A 23,298-nucleotide genomic window follows, 5' to 3' on the forward strand; every position below is an offset into this window, starting at 1 on the left:
GCGGCCTCAGTGCCCCACGCGCTGCCGTGCGGGTGTCACAAGACAGGGACGGACGCTCTTGACCAGCATCGCCATCTCGTACCCCAGCACCGCGGCATCCGCCTCGCGGCCCGCCAGCACAGCCAGGCAGGCTCCCTGTCCCGCCGTGGAGACGAAGAGCAGCGAGACCTCCAGCTCGACCACCACCTGCCGCACCTCCCCGCCCTCCCCCAGCCGGACCCCCGCGCTGCGGGCCAGGGAGTAGAGGCCGGAGGCGAGCGCCGCCATGTGGTCGGCGGTGTCGGGCTCCAGTCCGTGCACGGCTTTCACCAGCCCGTCGGAGGACAGCAGCAGCGCGCTGTTGGTATGCGGTACGCGCTGCACCAGACCGGTCAACAGCCAGGAGAGGTCGGTGTTCTGCCCCGCCGGGGCTTCGCTCACCATGATCGCGTTCTTCTCCTTGAGGGCGGGCCACGCTAGCGTGCGGGGCGTGAGGTGTCCCCGCCGGAGGCGGGGGACGGACCACCGGGGACCTCACCGCTGACGGCGGGGTCGGATCCCTCGGTGAGATCGGGGAGTTCGGGCAGGCCGGGCAGGCCCGGCGCTTCAAGCAGCCCCGGCATCTCGGCGGAGCGGGCCCCGCCGGGTGTGCCCGGGTCCCCCTCATCGGCCCCGCACGCTTCGTAGGCCAGGCTCGTGCCCCTGCGGAAGGCGGCCATCAGGCCCGGGTCGTGGCCCTCCTCGGCGACCGCCTCCGCGCGGGAGCCCAGGTAGGCGGGCGGGGGATCGCGCAGTTCGGGGACCAGATGTTCCTGGCGGCGGCGCTTGGGCAGCCGGGGGCGGCCGTTGCCGGGGCCCTCACCGGCGCTCTCCCAGGACCGCTGATCGCCGTGCGCGCTCGCCGCTCCCGTCTCCGGCTGCTCGCGGACATCCAGCCGGGGCAGCGGCTGGAGCCCCGGGTATCCGGAGGCGCGCTCCTCGCCGGCAGCCCCCTCCGGATCCGGCCGGGCGTGCGGGGCCTTGGCGCGGATCTGCGAGCGGGGCCGGGGGTCGGGCACGCTCGCGGCCGGGCGCGCGGGCACCGGATGTCCGTCGACCGGCTCCGGCTCGGCAGGCGGTGGGACCGACCCCTCACGGTCGGCGCCCGCCTGCGCGGGAACGGCGGTCGCGGCGCGCACCGGCGGGGCGCCGCTCGCGGACCGGGCACCGGCGTCGCCCGCCTTCCCGGCCTCCTCGCCGGTGTCCCCCAGCAGCCCCCTGGGCAGCACGAGCACGGCCTGGACGCCGCCGTAGATGTTGCTCTGGAGCTGTACGACGACGCCGTGCCTGCGGGCGAGCGCCGAGACCACGAAGAGCCCGATGCGGCCGTCACGCAGCAGCTCGGGCACGTCGATCTGGCCGGGCTCGGAGAGCACCGCGTTCATGTGGCTCTGCTCGGCCGGCGTCATGCCCAGGCCCCGGTCCTCGACCTCGATGGCGAGCCCGGCGGTGACGTGCTGGGCGCGCAGCAGCACCTGGGTCTGGGGCGCGGAGAACACCGTGGCGTTCTCGATGAGTTCGGCGAGCAGGTGGATGACGTCCGCCACGGCGTGTCCGCGCAGCGTGCCCTCGATGGGGGGCACGAGCTTGACCCTCGGATACTGTTCGACCTCCGCGATGGAGGAGCGCAGCACCTCCGTCATCGAGACGGGGCGGGTCCACTGGCGCCGCGAGACGGCGCCGCCGAGCACGGCGAGGTTCTCCGCGTGGCGCCGGATGCGGGTGGCCAGGTGGTCGACGTGGAAGAGGCCCTTGAGCAGGTCCGGGTCCTCGACCTCGTTCTCCAGCTCGTCCAGCAGCTCGATCTCCCGGTGCACCAGGGACTGGAGCCGGCGGGCGAGGTTGACGAAGACCTCGACCTTCTCCTCACTGCCGCTGTAGGTGCTGCGGATCAGCGCCGCCGCCTCGGCGACGGCGGTCTCGGCGCCGCGCTGGGCGAGTACGGCCTCGTAGGAGAGCAGGTCCAGCGCGTCTCCGACGGGCTCGCCCTCGGGGGCCGGGGTGCGCGGCCTGGGGCGCTCGCCGCGCTCCAGCGCGTGCAGCATCGACTCGAGTTCGGCCTGACCGCGCGCGGTGGAGCGGCGCAGCGCGGCGCAGCGCTCGACGGTGCCGTGCGCCTCGGAGGAGGCCAGCATGGCGGCGGTGACGATCACCGCGCAGACCAGCAGCAAGCTGCCCGCCAGCACTCCCCAGACGGGGGCGCCCACGGCTCCGGGCCCCGGCGTGCCCGTGGCGTCGATCCCGCCCCGGACCCGCATGACGTAGGCGACCACGGCGGCACCGGCGACCGCGATCAGCCCGGCGGGCAGCACCGCGAGCCGGACCAGGCGGCGGCGCACCGCCGCGTCGCCCGCGCTCTCGCGTGCGGGAGCCCTGCCGTGCCGCCGTCGCGCGCCGCCGGCGCCGGGAGGCCCGGACGGAGCGACGGCCGCGGGAGCGGTACCGGAGGTTCCCCTTCCTGTCTGCACCGTGCAGCTCGGAGGTTCAGGCATTGGGTCCTCGGTGGGAGTTGAGGGTGAGGGAGGTGTCTGAGCCGTCGCCACGCTAGCCCTCGCGATGACCCCTGCCCGGCACAGACGGGGTATTCGCCACCCCTCGCCAGCTCCCAACGAGTGAAGATCTCAGGTTTCCGATTGACCCTTCGTACCCCTCCGAGCGCCCCAACTCCCCCGGTGGCGCCGGGATTTCAATATGCCCGCACCGTCACGTTGACCCGCCCGCGCAGCCCGAGCGCGGCGGGTGCCGTGCCCGGATCCGTGCGGGGCACACCGTGGTAGGCGAGCCTGCTGGGGCCGCCGAAGACAAAGGCGTCGCCACTGCGCAGCACCACGTCCCGCCAGGGCCTGCCGCGTCCCTGCGGGGTCCCGAACCGGAAGACGCAGTCGTCCCCCAGGCTGAAGGAGACGACCGGTTCGCCGGAGCGCTCGTCGCTGTCGCGGTGCATGCCCATGCGCGCCGAGGCACCGTAGAAGTTGACGAGTGCGATGTCGTACGGAGCGGCGCACGGCCTCTCCCCGTACGCCCCTGACCCGGACCCCGCTTCCACGACGGCCGAGGCGTCGTCCACGGCGGTGCGCGCCCACTCCCCCAGCCACTCCGGGAACGGCTTGACGGGCTCGCCCCCGCCGTCCACGACGGTCGGCGCGTAGCCGTAGGGGAACCGGTGGCGGTCACAGGATTGCGGGGGTTCATTTACGGCCTGCCCGCAGTTCGGGCATCTGGCCACCGGGCCCCAATGCCGGCCGAGCGAGAACTGTTTGACCGACATCTCCTTACCGCCTGCCAACCGCACAGTTCGCAGCCCAGCAGGCGGCTTCGCCCACTCCCGGCACGCCGCCAGCAGCTCGTGCTGCTCCTGCCCGGACAACCAGTCCGGCAGGTGCACCGCGCCAGGGGCGACCTCCTCCGTTTCGCGCGCGAACAGCTCACCCGTACTCATCCGCCGATTCTGCCGCAGGCGCCGGCCCCGGACAGGTCCGCGTCTGCCGCCCGGCTGGGACAGCACCACCTCATCGCTCCGCGCGGCCGTCACCAGGCCGGGTCGTCCCATTGGTCCAGCAGGTCGTCGACGCTTGCTCCGCCGGCGTCGGTCGCTGGGCCGTGGAGGAACTGTTCCGTCCAGATCACCTTGCCGCGGGCGATGTAGCGGGTGCCCCACCGTTGCGCGAACTGGGCGACGAGGAACAGCCCTCGCCCGCCTTCGTCGGTGGCCGCGGCCCGACGCAGGTGCGGCGAGGTGCTGCTGCCGTCGGCGACCTCGCAGATCAGGCTGTCGCGGTCGCGCAGCAGCCGCAGCCGGATCGGGCCGGTGCCGTAGCGGATGGCGTTGGTGACCAACTCGCTGATCACCAGCTCGGTGGTGGGAGCCACCTCTGCCAGTCCCCAGGCTTCCAGCCGGCGGGTTGCGTCCGCCCGGATCCTGGCGACGGCCGCGGGATCGCCGGGTACGTCCCAGTCCGCGACCTTGGAGGGGTCCAGCAGGCGGGTGCGGGCGACGAGCAGAGCGATGTCGTCACTCGGGCGGGCCGGAAGCAGGGCGTCGAAGACGGCCTGGCAGGTCTCCTCCGGGGTCCGGCCCGGGTGGGCCAAGGCGTCGCGCAACATCTCCTGGCCGGCGTCGATGTCCCGGTCCCGGTTCTCGATCAGGCCGTCGGTGTACAGCACCAGCCGGGAGTCCTCGGGCAAGGTGAGCTCAGCGGTCTCGAAGGGCAGGCCACCGCCCAGGCCCAGCGGCGGCGAGACCGGCACGTGGAGGAACTCCACCGTGCCGTCGGAGTGCACCAGGGCGGGCTCCGGATGCCCGGACCGGGCCAGCGAGCACGCCCCGGAGACCGGGTCGTAGACCGCGTAGAGGCACGTGGCTCCCGTGACGCCCTCGCCGTCGCTTTCGGGGCTCTCCTGGCTGTCGATGCGGGTGACCTGTTCGTCCAGGTGCCCGAGCAGCTCGTCCGGGGGCAGGTCCAGTGCGGAGAAGTTGTGTACCGCGGTGCGCAGCTGGCCCATGGTGGCCGCGGCGTGGAGGCCGTGGCCGACCACGTCGCCGACCACCAGCGCGACCCGTGCGCCGGGCAGCGGGATGACGTCGAACCAGTCGCCGCCCACCCCTTCCCTGGCCGGCAGGTAGCGGTGGGCGACTTCGACGGCTGACTGGTCGGGCAGGGAGCGGGGCAGCAGGCTGCGTTGGAGCGTCTCGGCCAGGGCGCGCTCGCGGGTGTAGCGGCGCGCGTTGTCGATGGCCACCGCGGCCCGGGCGGCGAGTTCCTCGGCGAAGGCCAGGTCCTCCTCCTCGAAGGGGTCTTTCTCCGAGCGCCAGAAGCTGGCGATCCCCAGCACCACACCGCGGGCCTGTAGCGGCACGGTGATCAAAGAGTGGAAGCCCTGGTCCAGCAGATGCTGGGCGTGTTCGGGATCCTGGGCCTTCCAACCGTCGGAGGTGACCAGGTCGGCTTCGAGGACCGCGCGGCCACGCGCGGAGCCGACGGCCATGGGCGTGGTGGGGGCGAAGCTGATCAGTTTTCCCACGGGGTAGAGAGATCGGGCACTTTCGCCGCCGTGAACCGCCGCGCGGCGCATCTCGGGGCTGGGCCCGGCCGGCTCCTCACCCCGCAGGACCGGGTCCAGCAGGTCGACCGTGGCGGCGTCGGTGAACCGGGGGACCGCCACCTCGGCCAGCTCCTGGGCGGTGCGCGCCACATCCAGCGTCGTACCGATCCGCACCCCCGCCTCGTACAGCAGCCACAGTCGCTCCCGGGCCACCTCCGCCCGGCCCGTCAGCGCCCGCAGTTCTGTCGTGTCGCGCAGCGTTGCCACGCTGCCGGCCGGCCCGCCGCCGGGGTCGACCGGTCGCATGTTGACCGCCAGCAGCCGGTCGCCGGCCAGGTGCACCTCGTCGGTGACCGCCCGGCCCGAGACCAGCAGCTCGGCTGTGCCCGCTTCCAGGTCCAGATCTGTGACGCGGCGTTCCTCGGCGTCCGCGGGCAGATCCAGCAGTCGCCGCGACTCGTCGTTGGCCAGCAGCAGCCGCCCGTCACCACCAATGATCAAGACCCCCTCCCGCACCGCGTGCAGAACCGCGTCGTGGTGTTCGTACATCCGGGTCATCTCGGATGGATCCAGGCCGCGGGTCTGCCGTCGCAGCCGCCAGGAGACCAACGCCGTCCCACCCGCCGCCACGGCCAGCGCGCCGCCGGCGATGCCGAGCAGGTTCGGCAACTGCCCCTCCACCACGTCGTTCACGCTGCTGACCGTGACTCCGACCGAGACGAAGCCGACGATCGTCTTGCCGCCGGTGTCGTAGACCGGGACCGTCGTGTCCACGGCGAGGCCCAGGCTGCCCTCGAAGGTCTGGGTGAAAGGCTTGTCGGCAGCCGCGTTCTTGCGAATGGCGTAGACGTGCTTCCCGATCAGCTTCGGGTCGGGATGGGTCCAGCGGAAGCCCTGCGGATCGAACGCGACGATGTAGTCGACCCCGGTGTCCTTCCGGGCCTCCTCCGCGCGGGGCTGAAGCAGCGAAGTGGGGTCGTGGGACTTCATGGCGTCCAGCGTCCCTGGGGCGTGCGCGAAGGTCTGGGCGACTCCCATCGACAGCTTCCGGGCCTCGGCGATGGTCGAGTGCCGGGCCTGCAACACCAGGGTGACCCCCGCTACCGCGGCGAACAGCACCATGATCACCAGTTGCAGCAGGAACACCTGGCCCGCCACGCTGCGCGGCCTCAGCAAGGAGCGCAAACGCCGCCCCGGCGACCGCCTGGCAGACTCCCGGAATCGACCGAAGTACTTGTCCATACCCTTATTTCTCATATGTTGTCAATTGCGAGATTGCTCCGGAACTCTCATCGAGCCCGGCGGCGAGGAGAGCTTCGGGGACCGCCGCTTGAGGCAGCGCATCGGACTCAGGCGCGCATCCACTTTCGCCAGCGCTTGGTCACGGTGTCCTTGTTCTTGAGCCACCACTCCACGTCCAGGTCGAAGCTGGACGCCAGGTGCCCGGGAGTGCTGGCCAGATTCGTGGCGTCGTTCTCCGACAGGTTCGTGTAGGCGATGGGCACGACGGGGCCCTGGGGGTAGATCTTGGCGGTGTTGGCCTGCACCTCGGGCCGCAGGGCGAAGTCGATGAGCCGGTAGGCGGCGTCGGGGTTCTCGGCGCCCTTGGGGATTCCGTAGCCGTTGCTCTGCCTGCGGGCGCCGTTCCACTGGTAGGCGAGTGGGGCGCCACGCTGGATCAGATCCTGGAGGCGGCCGTTCCAGACGCTGGAGGCCACGACCTCCTTGCGGTCCAGCAGTTCCCCCGGCACAGCGCCGTCCTCCCAGAACGTCCGCACGGAGCCCTTGATCTCGTCGAGGGCCTTGAAGGCGCGGTCGACATCGAGGGGGTACAGCTTGTGGAGCGGCACGCCGTCGGCGAGCAGGGCGAACTCCAGCTCCGGAAAGTCCACCGATCCTTGCAGCGCACGGCTGCCCCGGAACGCCTTGGTGTCCCAGAAGTCCGCCCAGGTCTCGGGCTTCTTCCCGCCGAACGCGTCGGTGCGGTACGCCATGACGCTCGCCCAGTAGTTCTTGCCGAGGCCGTAGGAGGTGAGCAGGGACTCGGCGATGCCCGCGTCCTTGGCGTGCTTCAGCCGGTCGTAGTCCAGCTCCTCAATGGCATCCTCCTGATGGAAGCGCGCCAGGTCGGCCATGTTGGTGTCCATGACGTCGAAGCGCGGGCGGCCCTTCTTGATCTGGGCGAGCATCTCCTCGTAAAGGGGGTTCACCACTTTGATCCGGATGCCGGTCTCTTTGGTGAACGGGTCGTAGACGGCCTTCCGGTTCGCTGCGCCGTAGGTGCCGCCGGCGTCGCGGACGACGAGCGTCTTGCTGCCCTTGGCCCCCTTCGTGCCGGTGCTGTCGCGGTCGGCGCCGGTCTCGCACGCGGTGAGCGAAGTGGTGGCGACGCCTGCCGCGATTCCACCGACTCGGCGCAGGAGCGCCCTGCGGTCGATCCCGACGTCTCTCACCGTCGGCCTCCCGCGATGCCGGCCCGCGACAGCCAGGTCGGTGCGGCGTCAACGCGCTCGCGATTCGACATCACCATGGGAACTCCTCCTCCTGCGCGAAACCCCAGCCAAGGACTTAGCAGGACATATCATGCCTTAGCAGACGGAACATGGAGGGAGACCGCAACTGTTCGGTGCGGAGCCTGGCGATGGCCCATCCCCACGGGTGCGGGGAGTGGCGTCCGGGGGGCCGGCTGAAGTGCGGTGCCGTCCGGAGGACTTCGCGGCGGATGTGTCCGAGCCGTGCGCGCGGGCGGATCCGCCGCACGCATGCCGGGGGCCCTCCGCCCGGCATGGCGGAGGACCCCCGGCAGTGCCGGTCCCGGCACCCGCTCAGCGCAGCCGGTCCTTGGCCTTGTAGTACGCCCCGCCGAACGGCAGGAACCACGCGGTGCCGTTGTAGAAGGGGACAGGGACCTTCGGGAAGCCGAGGCCGCGCAGCGGGTTCGCATCCGGCTTGCCGTCCATCATCTCGGCGACCGCGCGGCCCATGTAGGTGGCCATCTGGACGCCGTGGCCGCAGTAGCCCATGGAGTAGTACAGGCCGCCCGCCTCGCCCGCGTGCGGGAGGCGGTCCCAGGAGAAGCCGACCATGCCGCCCCAGACGTAGTCGATCCGCACGTCGGCCAGCTGCGGGAAGATCTCCGTCATCTCCCGCTTCAGGATGGCGCCGCTCTTGACGTCGGAGGCGGGGTTGGACGGGGCGAAGCGGGCCCTGCCGCCGAAGGCGAGGCGGTTGTCCGGGGTGAGACGGACGTAGTGGCCGATGTTCTTGGAGTCGACCACCAGCCGGGCGTTCGGGATGAGTTCGCGGGCGCGCTCCTCCCCCAGCGGTTCGGTGACGATGATGAAGCTGCCGACGTTGATCAGCCGCTTGCGGAACCACGGCATCGCCTTGTCGGTGTAGGCGTCGGTGGCGGCCATGACCTGCTTGGCACGGATGGTGCCGTGCAGGGTCTCGACCAGGAAGCCGCCGCCGGGAAGGCGGGTGAGGCCGGTGGCGGCATTGCGTTCGTGGATCTCGGCGCCGGCCCGCTCGGCGGCCTCGGCGAGACCGTGGACGTACTTGCCCACGTGCAGGGCGGCGCTGAGCGGGTCGAGCAGAGCACCGTGGTAGTACCCCGAACTCAGTTCCGACTTCAGCTCACCGCGGGTCAGGAGCCTGGTCTCGTGCCCGAAGTTCTCCGCCAGGTCGCGCTGGGTGGCCCGCATCGACTCGAAGTGCTGCGGTTTGAAGGCGACACCGAGGCGGCCTGCACGGTGGAAGTCGCAGTCGATCTGCTCCTTCTGCGTCAGCTCCTCGACGACGTCGACCGCCTCACGGAACGCGTCGTACAGCTCGCGGGCGCGCTCTTGACCGAAGCGCCTGCGGGCCTCGCCGACACCGATGGTGATGCCCTGGGTGCACATACTGCCGTTGCGCCCCGAGGCGCCCGAGCCGACCTTGTCCTTCTCGACAAGGACGACCCGAGCGCCCCTGCGGGCGGCGTGGTAGGCGGTGGACAGGCCGGTGAGGCCGCCGCCGACGACCACGACGTCCGCCTCGTCGGGCAGGGCGTTTCCGGAGCGGTCGGGCAGGGCGGGAGCGGTGTCGAGCCAGTAGGGGATCTGTTTCATGGCGTGCGTCCTCACATCCGTCCGGAAGTTCAGCAGCCGAGCAGCGCCGGCAGACCCGACAGGTCGGGCAGCTCGTCGTACGGCTGGTGGTCCGTGCTGCCGCGGCGGCCGGAGCGGTTGATCCACACCCGGCGCTTCAGCCCGAGGTCGCGGGTCGGGATCTGGTCGTACTCCCAGCCCTGCGCGGTATGGATGACCTGCGCCGGGTCGGCGCCCATGGTCTTGAACGCGTGCTCGAAGGTCTGCCGGTCCGGCTTGTACGCACCCGCCTGCTGGGCGGTGATGACGTAGTCGAACTCGACACCGATGTTCTCGACGTTCCGCGCGATCAGGTTGTCGTCGGTGTTGGAGATGATGGCGATCTCGTACCTGCTCTTCAGCGCGTTCAGGGCGTCCGGGACCTCCGGGAAGGGGCCGAAGGTGGGGACGGCGTCGACGAGCGCTTCGCCGTCGGACGTGCGGTACTCCAGACCGTGCAGGCGCATGGCCATCCGCAGGCTGGAGTGCAGGACCTCGTGGTAGGGGCGGTAGGGCTCCAGGACGGCCTGGAAGCGCATGACGCGGAAGTCGTCCAGGAACTCGTCGACGTCCAGCCCGTCCAGGTCCAGCCGGTCGGAGAGGACCTTCAAGGTGGTGGGGCCGAGCCGGAAGTCGACCAGGGTGCCGTAGGCGTCGAAGGTGACGATCTCTCGCATGGTGTTCAGCCTCGCTTCGCGGGGTTTTTCAGGGGAGTCGGAGAACGGGGTTTCTCAGGAGAGCGGGGATGCGCGGGAGTTCAGACGACGCGTTCGCCGGGGGCGACGATCGTGTCGAGAGCGGCCAGGTCGGGCGCGTCGGGGAGCCAGTCGGCCGCAGCGGCGTTGGCGGTGACCTGTTCGGGGGTCATGGCGCCGCAGATGACGGAGCCGACGGCGGGCAGCGCTGCGAGCCCGCCCACCGCGACCTGGAGGAGGGTCAGGCCACGTTCGGCGCCGTACGCGGTGAGTGCCTCGACGCGGTCGAGGGCGGCGTCGGTGAGCCAGCCCTGCCGCCAGGACAGGCGGCTCCCGGGCGGAGGCGGCCGGCCGCGCCGGTACTTGCCGCTGAGCAGGCCGTTGGCCAGCGGATAGTACGGAAGGAGGCCGACGCCGTTGCGCAGGCAGGCGGGGATCAGGTCGTTCTCCGCACCGCGGTCGAGGAGGTGGTAGCGGGCCTGGGTCGACACGAAGGCGTCGCTGAGCTGCTCGGCCGGGAGGCTGGAGCAGCCGAGGTGTCCGATCTTGCCCTCGTCTGCGAGCTCCCGCAAAGCCGCGGCCGTCTCCTCCAGCGGGGTGACGCCGTCCGGCTCGTGGTACTGGTACACGTCGATCCGGTCGGTGCCGAGCCGGCGCAGCGACGCCTCGACGGCGTACCGGACGTAGCGGCGGGAGCCTCGCGGGCCGTGTCGTCCGGCCTCCGCTCCTTCCCCGTGGGAGCCCATCTCCATGCCGAACTTGGTGGCCAGGACGACGTGGTCGCGGTGCCCCTTGAGGGCGGCGCCGAGGAGGCGTTCGCCGTCGCCGCGGGCGCCGCCGCTCTCGCCGAACCCGCCGTACATGTCGGCCGTGTCGAACAGGGTGATGCCCGCGTCGAGGGCCGCGTGGACGATGGCCTTCGTGCCGTCCTCGCCGAGGCGGGAGCCGAAGTTGTTGCCACCGACGCCGACGACGGAGACGGTCGGGCCGCGTGCGCCGAGTGCGCGGTATCTCATGACCGGCTTCCGAATCCGATGCAGACGTTCTTGGTCTGCGTGTAGCTCGCCAGGGCTTCGAGCCCCTTCTCCCGGCCCCAGCCGCTGTGCTTGTAGCCGCCGAAGGGGAGTTCGACGCCGGTGCCGACGCCGGTGGCGTTGACGTAGACCTGCCCGGCCCGGATGCCCTGGGCCAGGCGCATCGCCTTGTCGATGTCCCGGGTCCAGACGTAGGAAGACAGGCCGTACGGACTGTCGTTGGCGATCTCCAGGGCCTCGTCCGGGTCACCGAAGTCGATGACGGTGATGACGGGTCCGAAGATCTCCTCGCGGGCGCACCGGGCATCGTTCGTCAGGCCGGTGAGGACGGTCGGCTCGACGTAGTAGCCGTCGGCCAGCTCGGGATCGGAGGGCGCGCCGCCGCCGGTCAGTGGCACTGCGCCTTCCTGCCGCGCCAGATCCAGGTAGCCCAGTACCCGGTCGCGCTGCCGGGCTGCGACCAGTGGGCCGATGTCCGGGTCCTTCAGGCCGGGGCCGACCCGCAAGGTGGCGATCTTCTCGACCAGCCGCTCCAGGAACCCCTCGGCACCGCGCTGGAGGAGGAGCCGGGTCCCGGCCGAGCACATCTGTCCCGCGTTGCTGAACGACGCGCCGAGGATGGCGGTCAGTGCCAGGTCGAAGTCGGCGTCGGCGAAGACGACGAACGGCGACTTGCCGCCCAACTCCGTCACCGACGGCACCACATTGGCGGCGGCGGCCTGGGCGACCTTGATGCCCGTGGGCACCGAGCCGGTGAAGGTGACCTGGTCGATGTCCGGGTGCCCGGCGAGGGCCGCACCCGTCTCCCCGTCGCCGGGGACGACGTTCAGCACACCCGGCGGAAGCCCGCACTCCAGCGCGATGCGGCCGATTTCCAGCGGGGTGAGCGGCGCCTCGGGCGACGGCTTGAGCACCACCGTGCAGCCGGCGGCCAGGGCGGGAGCGGAGCCCCTCGCGGTGTTCTGGAGCGGGTAGTTGAACGGGATGATCTGGCCGGAGACGCCGATCGGCTCGCGCACGGTGTAGTCGATCAGACCGGGGCCGAGAGGGATCGTCGAGCCGCCGAGCTTGTCCGCGACGCCCGCGTAGAACTCGAAGTAGCGGGCGGCGGATTCGACGTCGGCCTTCGCCTGGCTGAGCGGCTTGCCGACGTCCTGGCTCTCCAGCCGGGCCAGCCGCTCGCCCTGGTTGCGGATCGCGTCGGCGATGCGCAGGAGCAGCCTGGCACGGTCGGCGGCGCGCATCCGGGCCCACTCGGGTGAGGCGAAGGCCGCGCGTGCCGCCGCCACCGCCTGCTCCACGTCGGCCGGACCGGCCAGCGCCACCTGGGCGATGGCTCTCCCGTCCGCCGGGTCGAGGACGGTGAAGGTGCGGCCGTCGGCGGCGGGCACCTGGTCCCCGTCCACGAGCAGCAACCGCGTATCGCTGCTCATGGCCGGATCTCCCCCTGCACCTCGCCGAAGATGACCACCTCGTCGCCCGGACGGACCGTGCGGATGCGGCGCACCCAGAGCACGATGCCGCCCTGCGGTGCGCGGACCTCTTCGAGCGTGTTGCCGTAGTGGTCGACGATGTGGGCGATCAAGTCGCCTTCCTTGCAGGTCTCCCCCGGCTCGGCATGCCCGAGGAAGAAGCCGCCGGCGGCGGAGCGGGCGAAGGTGCCGGAGACCGTCGTGCAGGTGCCGCGCAGCTCCGCCTCGCCGTCGGTCATGCCGAGCTGTCGCATGATGTTGCGGATCGAGCGGATGTGCAGTTCGACGTTGGACTCGCGGTAGGTGCCGCCGCCCGCCTCGATGGTGATCGCGGGCTTGCCGGCCGCGAGGGTGGGGTGGCGGACCGTGCCGCCCCACTTGCCGCCCTTCCAGACCAGCTCGTGCCCGGCCGCGAGGGCGAGGTCCGTGGCCAGTTCCTCGTAGCCGCCCTGGAGAATGACGAGCGGGGCGATCTCGCCGAAGGTGCCACCGGTGTGCAGGTCGACGAGGGCGTCGACGGCGGGGACGACCTGCTCGACGAAGGTGGCGGCCAGCCGCAGGGAGTAGGAGCCGTCCGCGTCGCCGGGGAAGACGCGGTTGAGGTTGAGGTGGTCCAGGCCGCTGGTGCGGGCCGCCGCCTCGAAGGCGGGGGTGTTCACGCAGGGGATGCCGACGAGGGTGCCGCGGAGGGTGGCCGGGTCGGTCTCGGCGAGGACGCGGCGGATGGACTCCTGGCCGTCGTACTCGTCACCGTGGACGCCCGCGTCCACGCAGAGCACCGGGCCGGGCTCGGCGCCGTTGACGACGATCAGCGGGATGCCGAGGTCCACGCCGTAGGTACTGGCGCCGACCGGGATGAGGCCCTGGGCGCGCTCGCCGGGGGCGACGGTCAGCGGACCGATGGAGTACATGGGGTTCCTTTCACAAACGCGTTCGGAAACGGGTGTCACAGTCCTGCGGACGCCTCGTCGAGCGTGTCCGCGAGGATGTCGGCGATGCGGTCGAGGAGCCCGCGGTCGCTGGTCAGCGGGGGTGCGATCTGGACCAGCGGAGCGGCGCGGTTGTAGACGCGGGCGAGCAGCCCGGCCTCGCGCAGCCGGCGCGGGATCAGGTCGGCGACGAGCGCGGCGCGGGCGGTGTCGCTGAAGCCGCCGCCGTCGAGGTCGCCGACGAGTTCGCAGGCGTAGAAGAACCCGGCACCGCGGACGTCGCCGACGATCGGCAGGTCCGCGAGGGACGCCATGCGCTTCGCGAGGTGGCCTTGGAGACCGCGGACGTTCTCCAGGATCCGGTCGCGCTCCATGATCTCCAGGCTCCGCAGGGCGATGGCCGCGCTCAGCGGGTGTCCGGCGAAGGTGTAGCCGTGGTTGAGGACGGCGCCGGGCTGGTTGATGACCTCGACAACGCGATTGCTGACCAGAGTCGCCCCCATCGGGGCGTATCCGGCGGTGATGCCCTTGGCGACGGTGACGATGTCCGGGCGTACGGCATAGCGGTCGCCGCCGAACCACTCCCCCAGCCGTCCGAAGGCGGTGATCACCTCGTCCACGACGAGCAGGAAGCCGTACCGGTCGGCCAGGGCCCGCAGGCCCTGCCAGTAGCCGTCGGGCGGGGTGATGCAGCCGCCGCGGTTTTGCACCGGCTCGGCGATGAGCATGGCGATCGTCTCCGGCCCCTCGGCCAGGATCGCGGTCTCCAGCTCGGTGAGCAGACGGGAGGTGAACGTCGCGTCGTCCATGGACCCGGGGGCCTCGGGGGCGAGGCCGAAGCGGTTGGTGTTGGACACGAACCGGGTCTCGATCGCGCCGGGGCCGTACGGCTCCCGCAGCCCGGCGTCGTCGGTCAGCGAGAGGGCGCCGATGGTCAGCCCGTGATAGGCCCCGTGGCGGGAGATCGCCTTGGTACGGCCCGCCTCGCCGCGTAGCGCGTGGTAGCGCCGAGCGATCTTCCAGGCGGTCTCGACCGCTTCGGCACCGCCGCCGCAGAAGAAGGTGTGCTCGACATCGACCGGGGCGATCCGGGACAGCCGGTCGGCGAGTTGGATCGCCGTGGGGTGCGCGGAGGCGGACCACAGCGGGCTGAAGCACAGCTCGCGCAGCTGCTTGTCCGCCGCCTCGGCGAACTCGGGGGCGTAGGAGTAGCCGAGCTGACAGCAGTACAGGCCGGAGAGTCCGTCGATGTAGCGCCTGCCGTCCGCGTCGTCGACGTAGGGGCCCTCACCGCGCCGGACGACGAAGAGGTTCTCGCCGTCGTGGCCCAGCGAGCCGTTGGGGGTCATGTTGAGCAGGAGGTGTCTGGCCGCGGTGGCGGACAGTTCGCCGACGGGGGTGCGGGTGCTGGGGGTCATGGGGTCTCACTTCCGGCGGAGAGGCCCGCGGGCTCGGTGGGCAGCAGGCCGTCCTGCTTGCCGGAGCCGCTCAGCCGGCGGGCCACGCCGACAAGTGCGAGGGCGACGACGGCGACCGCGATGAGGATCGCGCTGACGGCGGTCACCGACGGGTCGACGTTGTACTGGAGGACGTTGAACACCTCGACGGGCAGGGTCACGGTGTCCACGGAGGACAGGAACTGCGAGATGAAGAACTCGTCGAAGCTGGTGATGAAGGAGAAGATCGCGGCGGCGACGATGCCGGGAGCGGCCAGCGGGAAGGTGATGCGGCGGGCGATGGTGAGGCGGCTCGCGCCCATGCTGGCGGCGGCGTCCTCCAGGCGTTCGTCGATGCCCTTGAGCGTGGCTATGAGGATCAGCACGGCGATCGGCGAGGCGAGCACGGTGTGGCCGAGGGCGATGGCGATCGGGCTGCCGAGCATCGCGGCCGGTTCGAACAGCAGGAACAGGCCGAGCGCGATGACGACCTGGGGGATCACCAGCGGGGCGAGGACCAGGCCGTAGACCGCTGTCCGCAGCGGCAGGTCGCTGCGGACGAGGGCCGTGGCGGCGGTCATGCCCAAGGTGAGCGAGAAGACGGTGGTCATGGCGGCGACCAGGGCGCTCAGGGAGAGCGCGGCCGGCCACTTGCTGCCGTCGGCGAACAGCTGCTTGTACCAGCCGAGCGTCCAGGCCTCCGGCGGAAAGGTGCCGAAGGCGTCCTTGCCGAAGGAGGTGACCACGATGACGACGATCGGCAGCGCCAGGAACAGCAGGATCAGCGTGGAGAGGAGCGCCAGGGTGAGGCGCCCCGCGAGGGTGGAGCGAAGCCCGGTCATGCTGCGGTACCCCGATTCCGGTAGGCCTCGCTCGCGGACTTCAGCAGCCTGAGCAGCAGCAGTCCGGCGAAGGTGAGCAGCAGCAGGATGATGCCGAGCGCGGAGGCGCCGTTCCATTGGTTCTGCTTCATGACCTGCTCGTCGATGAGCGAGGCGACCATGGTCTGCTTCTCGCCGCCCATGAGGGCGGGGGTGAGGTAGTACCCGACGCACAGGATGAAGCACAGGACACCGGCGTTGACCACGCCGGGGGCCACCAGCGGCAGGTAGACCCGGCGGAAGATCGTGATCCGTCCGGCGCCCATGCTGGCCGCGGCGGCGAGCAGCCGCCGGTCGATGCCGCGCATCACGGCGTAGAGCAGGAGCACGGTGTACGGCAGCATCACGGCGGTGGTGCCGATGACGACTCCCAGTTCGTTGTAGAGCAGCTGAAAGGGAGCACCGGGGAAATGCGTGTCGGTCAGGACGTTGTTCACCACGCCGTTGTCACCGAGCAGGATGATCCAGCCGTAGGTGCGCACGAGGGCGCTGATGAAGTGCGGGACGACCACGATCAGCATCGCCAGGCCCGCCCACAGGGGCTTGAGCCGGGAGATCGCGGAAGCCAGCACGAAACCGACGACCAGGCTGATCAGCGACGTCTCGGCGGAGACCCGCAAAGTGGTGAGCAGGATCTGAAGGTTCGCGCCGCGGAAGGCGTCGGCGTACCAGTGCAGGGTGAAGCCGCCGTTCTCGCCCTTGAGGCTCAGCATCAGGGTGCTGAAGATCGGATAGACGAAGAGGATCAGCAGGTAGACGACGACAGGGGTGGCGTTGAGCAGTCCGAAGCGGGTGCGGCGGTCGGCCAACGCGCGGTTCAGTCGTTTCTTGCGGGGCACCGGAGCGGCGGAGCCGGATGCGGGAGCCAGTACGGCCATGGTTCTCACCCTCCGTGTTCCGCGCCGGGGAGGACGTCGGGGAGCACCTCGGGAAACACGCTGACGTTCGCGGGGTCCGCGGTGAGGCCGACGCGTTCGCCGACGGCGGGGGCGCGTCCGGCGTGCAGTTCCAGCCGTACGAGGCCGGCGTCCGCGCCGACGGGGCGGACGGTGGCCCGGACGAGGGTGCCCACGTAGGTGACCGTCTCGACGGTCCCCGTACAGAACCCGTCGTGGGGAGGGCTCAGGGCGAGCCGGCCGGGCTGGACCGCCGCGCGTACCCGCGCGCCGTCCGGGACGGCCTGCGGGCGGGCTGTGAGCAGACCGCCCGTGTCGAGGCGTACGAGAGTGTGCGCACCTGCGTCGGGCCGCTCCTCCAGGCGGCCCGGGAGGAAGTTGGCGGCGCCGAGGAAGTCGGCGACGAACGGGGTGCGCGGGCGCTCGAAGAGCTCCTGCGGGGTGTCGAACTGGTCGATCCGCCCGTCCCGCATGACCGCGACGCGGTCGGAGAGGACCAGGGCCTCTTCCTGGTCGTGCGTCACATAGACGACGGTCAGTCCGAGTTCCCGCTGGATGCGTTTGATCTCGGTCTGGAGCTGGTCACGCAGCTTCTTGTCGAGGGCACCGAGCGGTTCGTCCATGAGGATCACCGGGGGCCGGTAGACCAGGGCCCGGCACAGGGCGACGCGCTGCTGCTGGCCGCCGGACAGCTCGCGCGGGCGGCGGCGGGCCATGGCGGACAGCCCGGCCATCTCCAGCGTCTCGCCGGCCCGGCGGCGCAGCTCCGCCTTCGGCAGGCCGCGCAGTTGCAGTGGGAAGGCGACGTTCTCCCAGACCGTCATGTGCGGGAAGAGCAGGTACTGCTGGAAGACGAAGCCCAGGCCGCGCTTTTGCGGGGCCAGGCGGGTCACGTCACGGCCGCCGACGACGATGCTGCCGGAGTCGGGCTCGCAGAATCCGGCGACCATCATCAAGGTGGTGGTCTTGCCGGAGCCGGAGGCCCCCAGGAAGGTGACGAACTCGCCCGCCGCGATCTCCATGGAGACGTCGTCGACGGCGGTGACACCGCTGTAGGTCTTGCGAAGCCGCGTCATGGACAGGGGCTTCCCGGTGCCGGTCGACCCGGACGGGTCGGCGAGCGACGGTTCGGGCATCACGTTCAGCTCAGTCATGCGTCCACTCCTGCCAGCGCTTGGCCACGGCGTCCTGGTGCTTGTGCCACCACTCCACATCCAGGTCGAAGCCGGTCTTCAGGTGCTCGGGGGAACTGCTCATGTTCGAGGCGGTGGCCGAGGAGAGCTTCTTGTAGGCGGCGGGCACCGACGGGCCCATCGGGTAGAGCTCGGCGTACTGGGCCTGTACCTCGGGCCGCAGTGCGAAGTCGATGAGCTTGTAGGCGGCGTCGAGGTTGTCGGCCCCCTTGGGGATGCCGAAGGCGTTGCTCTGCCGGCGGGCGCCTTTCCACTGGTAGGCGAGCGGCGAGCCGCCTTTGATCAGGGCATCCAGACGGCCGTGCCAGACGCTGGAGGCGTCGACCTCCTTGCGGCCGAGGAGTACGCCGGGCAGGGCGCCGGTGTCCCAGAACTTCCGCACGGATCCCTTGATGTCGGACAGGGACTTGAAGGCGCGGTCCACGTCGAGGGGGTACAGCTTGTCCATTGGTACGCCGTCAGCCAGGAGGGCGAACTCCAGTTCGGGCAGGTCGGCGTCCAGAGCCTGGAGGGCGCGGTCGCCGGGGAACGCCTTGGTGTCCCAGAAGTCGGCCCAGGAGGAGGGTTTCTTCCCGCCCCAGACGTCGGTGCGGAACGCCATGACGCTGGCCCAGTAGTTCTTGCCGACCGCGTTGGAGGTGACCAGGGACTTGGCGATGCCGGCCTTCTTGAAGTTCTTCAGCCGGTCGTAGTCCAGGGCTTCGGTCGCGTCCGCCTTCTGGAAACGCAGGAAGTCGGCCATGGAGTCGTCGATGACCTCGAACTGCGGGCGGCCCTGCTGGATTTGGGCGAGCATCTGCGCGTACTGGATGTTCACCACATCGATCTGGATGCCGGTTTCTTTGGTGAACGGCTCATAGATGGCCTTCTTGTTGGCCTCGCCGTAGGCGCCGCCGCTGTCGCGGACGACGAGCTTCTTGGAGCTCTTGCCGCCGCCGGCGCCGGACCGGCTGGTGCCGGTGCCGCACGCGGTGAGCGACGTGGCGGCGACGCCTGCGGCGACGCCGCCGACTCCGCGCAGGAATCCCCTGCGGTCTATCCGGACATCTCTCACCGAGTGCCTCCTGGGGGTGCGGTGCGTGAGGGGGAGCGTCGGGGGTGAGTTCTGTGGGGCCAGGCGACTCGTTCTGGTCTTGGGGTGGTTTGCGGGGACTCGGGGCCTCGGTCCGCGATTCAGGCAGGGGCTCGGTCCGCGGTTTCGCCGGGGTCACTGTTGCCGGAGTGCTCGGATGCGGACGCCGCGATGGCGGCCAGCTCGGCGCCGGGGGCAACCGTGAGGGCGTGCATCCCGTAGAAGACCCGTCCGGTGACCGGGGTGCGAACCTTGTGCTCCTGGCCGTCGACCGGGTCGATGATGTGGCCGATGACCTGGCTCGCCGTCACGTCGTCCCCGGCGGTGAATTCCGGGTACCACAGGCCGGTGGCCTCGGCGGCGACCGCTCCCGCCCAGACCCAGGCGTGAGCGGGAGCGGGCTCGTCCGGCGTGTCGCGTGGGTCGAGGACCCCGAGCCGGCGCAGCAGCGAATGAAGTCCGTCGACGAGGCGGCGGGCCGCGTCCTCGTCGCGCTCGCCCAGTTGGCCGGACTCGACGAGGACGGCCGGGATGCCGCGGCGGGCGGCAGCCGCGTGGCTGTTGCCGCCGTCGGCGTTCAGCCCGAGGACGACGTCCTCGATGCCGAGGGACCGGGCCATGTCGGCGGCTTTCGCGTCGAGGCCCGCATCCCCGGTCAGGCGGTACCCGACGAAGTCGCGCAGGGTTTCGTCGATGCCGCCGGAGTGGAGGTCGACGTAGGCGTCGGCGCCGTCGACGAGGTGGGCGAAGAGCCAGGCGGCCAGCCGCTCGGTGGGACGGCCGTCCGGGTCACCGGGGAAGACCCGGTTGATGTTCACCCCGTCGAGAGGGGAGGCGTCGACCCGTCCCTGGTACACGACCGGGGGGTTGGCGACCGGGCAGACGATGACCTGGCCACGTACGTCGCCGGGCTCCAGCCGGGCCGCGAGCCGGGCTGCGGCGTCGATCCCGGTGAACTCACCGCCGTGCACACCGGCGGTGATGACGACGCGAGGACCCGGACGGGCGCCGTTGACCAGGGTCAGCGGGATGTCCACGGTCAGGGTGCCGAGGTCCGCCGGGACGCTGCCGCGGGTCTTGCCGCCGGGCTCGGCGCTCAGGGAGCCGACGGAAAGGGTGCCGGTCATGGCCGTCAGGCCTCCGCTCGGTCGAGGGTGGAGAGGAAGTCGATGGGCTGCGGCGAGGCACCGTCCAGCGCGAGGTCGGCCGCGATGTCGCCGAAGGCGGGCGAGAGCTTGAAGCCGTGGCCGGAGAACCCGGCGAGCAGCACCACGTTGTCGGCCCCGGGCAGCGGGCCGACCAGCGGGCGGCTGCTTTCCGTGTAGCCCTCCATGTAGGCGGAGAGGCGGACCGGGTCGGGGTTCAGGTCAGGCATGTAGCGGCCGATGAGGTCGGTGAAGGCCTCCAGCTCCTCCGGCTGCACCGTCCGGTCCAGCTGGTTCGGGTCACCGGCCGGGCGGTGCAGGGCGCGGGACAGACCGAGCTTGACGGAGACGCCGTCCGGCGAGGGCAGGCCGTAGCAGTGGGTGGGGGCGGTACGGATGAACGCCGGGCGGTCCTCGCCGGACCAGGCGTCCGTGGTGGGCACGTACCAGGCGCTGATCAGCCGGCGGATGTCCACCTCCCACGGCAGGTCGGGCAGCAGGTCGTTCACCCAGGGGCCGACGGTGACGACGGCCGTGTCGAAGCACTCGCTGCCGGAGTCGGTGTGGATCTCGACGCCGTTCGCGACGGGGACGATCTCGCGGACCGTGGCGTAGCGGTGGATGCGCGCGCCCAGCTGCTCGGCGCGGCGGGCGGCGGTCTGGATCGTCAGCTCGGGGCGGATGAAGCCGGCACGGCGGTCGAGCACGGCCGAGTCGGCGTCCTCGATCCGGAACTGCGGCAAGCGCTCGGCGAGCGACGCGGCGTCGAGCACCTCGTGGTCGAGGCCGTGTTCGGCGATGGACTGGAGGACCGTGGCCATCTGGTGGTGATCGGCCGGACCCATCAGCAGGCAGCCGGTCAGGCGGCGCAGTTCGCGGCCGGTCTCCTGCTGGAGCTGCTCCCACAGGGCGTCGGCGTGCTTGAGCAGCGGCACGTACCGCGAATCCTCGAAGTGGGCGCTGCGGAAGATGCGGGTCTCGCCACCGGCCGCACCGCGGTCGTGGCCCGGGGCGTAGCGGTCGTAGCCGACGACCTCGACTCCGCGGGCGGCCAGGCGCCAGGCGGCCTGGCTGCCCATCGTTCCGACACCGACGACGGCGACGCGCTTGCTGGCAGACACGAGAGGGGTCCTTTCGTCTCCGGGTGGGTGGATGCTGGGCGTCCGGCAGGCGGCTGTGTGGTTCCGGATGTCATGGCGGCCAGAGGCTGCCGACTCGGACTGGCCGGAGAGAGGTGAGAGGGCTTCAGGGCGCTTCTTCGGTGAAGCGTGTGCCACATTGTGGAACGCTGTGCTAGAATCTGGCACGAGAATGGCAGTGGCGCAGAGGGGAGTCAAGGGATGTCACGCAAGGAATCCGCAGACTTAACGGGGGAAATCAGATGGAAATGAAGAGCGTGACCAGGTCGCTGCTGATACTGGAGGCGGTCGCACAGCATCAGCCGGTCACAGTGGGGGAACTGACGAAGCTCTTCGGACTCCCCAAGTCGACGGTGCAGCGCACGCTGGTGACCCTCAGCGAGGCCGGCTGGCTGCGGGCGAACCGGAAGGACACCACGCGCTGGGAGATCGGCGCGCGCGTGCTCGCCGTCCGGCCGGCAGCGCTCCAGGGATCGAACCTGCTCGCGGCGGCCAGGGATCCCATGATCAAGCTGCGTGACGCGCTGAACGAGACCATCCACCTGTCGGTGCCGGACGCGTTGCAGGGCATGGTGGTCGTGGACCGGGTGGACTGTAGCCACGCGGTACGGACGTATTACGGCATCGGCGACACTTCCCCGCTGCACGCCACCGCCACCGGGCGCGCCATCCTGGCGCACCTGCCGAAGGCGGACGTCGAGGAACTCATCGAGCGCGGGCTGGAACAGTTCAGCGAGGCCACCCCGACCGACGCCGACGTGCTGCGCGCCGAGCTGGAACGGGTGCGCGCCGACGGCTACTCGGTCAACAGGAACCAGTACCGGCCGGACGTGTGCGCCGTGGCCGCGCCGATCCTGGACGAGGACGCCACGCCGATCGCGTCCGTGGCCGTCTCCATGCCCGATTCGCGGTACGACGCGGAACGGGTGCCCGAGCTGGGGCATCTGATCGCCGACACGGCCCAGGAGATCGCGATACGGCGCAACGGCGCGTAGCAGCTGGGCCGGGTCGGCGCGGGCGCGAGGGCGCGGCGGCGCGAAGGCGCGGCGGCGCCGCGCCGCGCAGGAAGACGGGGGGCGAAAGCCCTCCCCGGTCCCGACCCGGCACCGACCTGCTGCCGCCCCTCCGCCTCTGTCCGGACGCCACCGGCAACAAGACCGCAGCCAACAAGACCGGCGCCGCGCGCCACGGCGGCCTGTCCCGCGAGGCCTTCTTCCGGTGGTGAGGCCGGCGGAAGCAGCTCGCCGCTCACCCGCGCAGCCCACGGTGACGGGCCCTGGAGCTGCGAAGATTCCGTGCCGTATGGTCGAAACGACGGCCGTCGCCGAACCGAGGAGAGCTCGTGAGCCAACAGTCCGCCGAACCGCAGCTGACCGGGGTGCGCAACTTCCGCGACGTGGGCGGTCTGCCCACCGTGGACGGGCGGCGGGTGCGCCAGGGCGTGCTCTTCCGCAGCGGTCACCTCGCGCACGCGACGGACGAGGACACGGCCTTCCTCGGCGGCCTGGGCCTGCACACGGTCTTCGACTTCCGCAACGAGGCCGACCAGGCGCTGGAGGGCCCCGACGTCGCCCTGCCGGGTGTGCGGAACCTCAACATCCCGCTGACGGACCCGGCCGAGGGCGTGGAGTTCTGGCGGATGGTGCGGGACGGCGAGCTGGACCAGCTCCGCGCGATCCTGGGCGACGGGCTGGCCGCCGCGCGGATGACCGGCTCCTACCGCACGATGATCTCCTCCCGCACCGCCGAGCACAGCCGGATCCTGCACGCGCTGGCCGAGGACAGCGTGCCGGCGCTGATGCACTGCGCCGCCGGCAAGGACCGGGCAGGTCTTTCGATAGCCATCACGCTGCTGGCCCTGGGGGTGGAGCGGGGCCCGATCGAGGCCGACTATCTGGAGTCGAACTCCCCGCACCGCCGGTACCGGGTGCGCCGCAGCGAGAAGTCCAGCGCCGGGATGTCGCCCGAGGTCATGGAGCTGCTGGCACCGCTCTTCGACGCGCGGGCCGCCTACCTGCACGCGGCGTTCACCACCATCGACGAGACCTGGGGCGATGTGGACACCTACCTCGCCAAGGGGCTCAAGATCTCGGCGGAGACCCGGGCCCGCCTCCAGTCCCGGCTCCTGGAGGACTGACCTGACGGGCGGGCCGGAAGGGCTGCCCCTCCCGGCCCCCTGCCCTCAGCTCCCGGCCCGGCACCGGCTCTTGGCTCGGCA

Annotated in this window: 19 protein-coding genes; 2 read left to right on the forward strand and 17 right to left on the reverse strand. The window is 71.1% G+C overall.

From position 1 onward, the window contains the following. Nucleotides 1–6 precede the first annotated feature (6 nt). From OHB04_RS06050 to solA, 17 genes are all read right to left on the reverse strand, one after another. Nucleotides 7–423: a roadblock/LC7 domain-containing protein gene (locus OHB04_RS06050; RefSeq protein ID WP_326686648.1), complete on the reverse strand. Its 417-nt coding sequence runs from the start codon at nt 421–423 to the stop codon at nt 7–9. A gap of 32 nt (nt 424–455) precedes the next feature. Further along, nucleotides 456–2,510: a sensor histidine kinase gene (locus OHB04_RS06055; RefSeq protein WP_326686649.1), complete on the reverse strand. Its 2,055-nt coding sequence runs from the start codon at nt 2,508–2,510 to the stop codon at nt 456–458. A 194-nt stretch (nt 2,511–2,704) separates the two neighbouring features. Next, nucleotides 2,705–3,457, reverse strand: coding sequence for an alpha-ketoglutarate-dependent dioxygenase AlkB family protein (locus tag OHB04_RS06060; RefSeq protein ID WP_326806971.1), 753 nt, complete (start codon nt 3,455–3,457; stop codon nt 2,705–2,707). An 89-nt stretch (nt 3,458–3,546) separates the two neighbouring features. After that, nucleotides 3,547–6,303: a SpoIIE family protein phosphatase gene (locus OHB04_RS06065; protein WP_405806521.1), complete on the reverse strand. Its 2,757-nt coding sequence runs from the start codon at nt 6,301–6,303 to the stop codon at nt 3,547–3,549. 107 nt (nt 6,304–6,410) lie between these two features. Beyond that, nucleotides 6,411–7,514 (reverse strand): ABC transporter substrate-binding protein, encoded by a 1,104-nt coding sequence (locus OHB04_RS06070; protein WP_326686651.1) that lies wholly within the window; start codon nt 7,512–7,514, stop codon nt 6,411–6,413. A gap of 372 nt (nt 7,515–7,886) precedes the next feature. Next, complete coding sequence (locus OHB04_RS06075) at nt 7,887–9,170, reverse strand: NAD(P)/FAD-dependent oxidoreductase (RefSeq protein ID WP_326806972.1); 1,284 nt, start codon at nt 9,168–9,170, stop codon at nt 7,887–7,889. A gap of 29 nt (nt 9,171–9,199) precedes the next feature. Then, nucleotides 9,200–9,865 carry a haloacid dehalogenase type II gene (locus OHB04_RS06080; protein WP_326686653.1) on the reverse strand — a complete coding sequence of 222 codons (666 nt, stop codon included), beginning with the start codon at nt 9,863–9,865 and terminating at the stop codon, nt 9,200–9,202. A gap of 80 nt (nt 9,866–9,945) precedes the next feature. Further along, complete coding sequence (locus tag OHB04_RS06085; RefSeq protein ID WP_326686654.1) at nt 9,946–10,899, reverse strand: aldo/keto reductase; 954 nt, start codon at nt 10,897–10,899, stop codon at nt 9,946–9,948. Continuing rightward, on the reverse strand, nt 10,896–12,350 hold the full coding sequence (locus OHB04_RS06090) for an aldehyde dehydrogenase family protein (RefSeq protein ID WP_326806973.1): 1,455 nt from the start codon (nt 12,348–12,350) through the stop codon (nt 10,896–10,898). The genes OHB04_RS06085 and OHB04_RS06090 overlap by 4 nt, the downstream gene beginning before the upstream one ends. Beyond that, nucleotides 12,347–13,300 carry a succinylglutamate desuccinylase/aspartoacylase family protein gene (locus OHB04_RS06095; protein WP_326686656.1) on the reverse strand — a complete coding sequence of 318 codons (954 nt, stop codon included), beginning with the start codon at nt 13,298–13,300 and terminating at the stop codon, nt 12,347–12,349. Before OHB04_RS06095 ends, OHB04_RS06090 begins: the two co-directional genes overlap by 4 nt. A 35-nt stretch (nt 13,301–13,335) precedes the next feature. Next, complete coding sequence (locus OHB04_RS06100; protein ID WP_326686657.1) at nt 13,336–14,736, reverse strand: aminotransferase class III-fold pyridoxal phosphate-dependent enzyme; 1,401 nt, start codon at nt 14,734–14,736, stop codon at nt 13,336–13,338. Next, nucleotides 14,733–15,596: an ABC transporter permease gene (locus OHB04_RS06105; protein ID WP_326686658.1), complete on the reverse strand. Its 864-nt coding sequence runs from the start codon at nt 15,594–15,596 to the stop codon at nt 14,733–14,735. The genes OHB04_RS06100 and OHB04_RS06105 overlap by 4 nt, the downstream gene beginning before the upstream one ends. After that, entirely contained in the window at nt 15,593–16,513 is a 921-nt protein-coding gene (locus tag OHB04_RS06110) for an ABC transporter permease (protein WP_326686659.1), read from the reverse strand. The genes OHB04_RS06105 and OHB04_RS06110 overlap by 4 nt, the downstream gene beginning before the upstream one ends. A 5-nt stretch (nt 16,514–16,518) precedes the next feature. Then, the gene (locus tag OHB04_RS06115; protein WP_326686660.1) at nt 16,519–17,685 is read right to left on the reverse strand and encodes an ABC transporter ATP-binding protein; all 1,167 of its coding nucleotides are present in this window, start codon (nt 17,683–17,685) and stop codon (nt 16,519–16,521) included. Continuing rightward, a complete protein-coding gene (locus OHB04_RS06120; RefSeq protein WP_326686661.1) occupies nt 17,678–18,778 on the reverse strand; it encodes an ABC transporter substrate-binding protein in 1,101 nt (366 codons plus the stop codon). Before OHB04_RS06120 ends, OHB04_RS06115 begins: the two co-directional genes overlap by 8 nt. Nucleotides 18,779–18,897: 119 nt before the next feature. Then, nucleotides 18,898–19,923 (reverse strand): succinylglutamate desuccinylase/aspartoacylase family protein, encoded by a 1,026-nt coding sequence (locus OHB04_RS06125; RefSeq protein ID WP_326686662.1) that lies wholly within the window; start codon nt 19,921–19,923, stop codon nt 18,898–18,900. 5 nt (nt 19,924–19,928) lie between these two features. After that, entirely contained in the window at nt 19,929–21,062 is a 1,134-nt protein-coding gene (gene solA, locus OHB04_RS06130; RefSeq protein ID WP_326806974.1) for an N-methyl-L-tryptophan oxidase, read from the reverse strand. Between the two features lie 266 nt (nt 21,063–21,328). Between solA and OHB04_RS06135 the strand changes: the two genes are divergently transcribed. Both OHB04_RS06135 and OHB04_RS06140 read left to right on the forward strand, forming a co-directional pair. Beyond that, nucleotides 21,329–22,075, forward strand: a complete 747-nt coding sequence (locus tag OHB04_RS06135) for an IclR family transcriptional regulator (protein ID WP_326692607.1) — start codon at nt 21,329–21,331, stop codon at nt 22,073–22,075. Between the two features lie 347 nt (nt 22,076–22,422). Continuing rightward, nucleotides 22,423–23,217 (forward strand): tyrosine-protein phosphatase, encoded by a 795-nt coding sequence (locus tag OHB04_RS06140; RefSeq protein ID WP_326806975.1) that lies wholly within the window; start codon nt 22,423–22,425, stop codon nt 23,215–23,217. Nucleotides 23,218–23,298 lie beyond the last annotated feature (81 nt).

It is taken from the genome of Streptomyces sp. NBC_01775, from assembly GCF_035917675.1.
Lineage (GTDB): Bacteria > Actinomycetota > Actinomycetes > Streptomycetales > Streptomycetaceae > Streptomyces.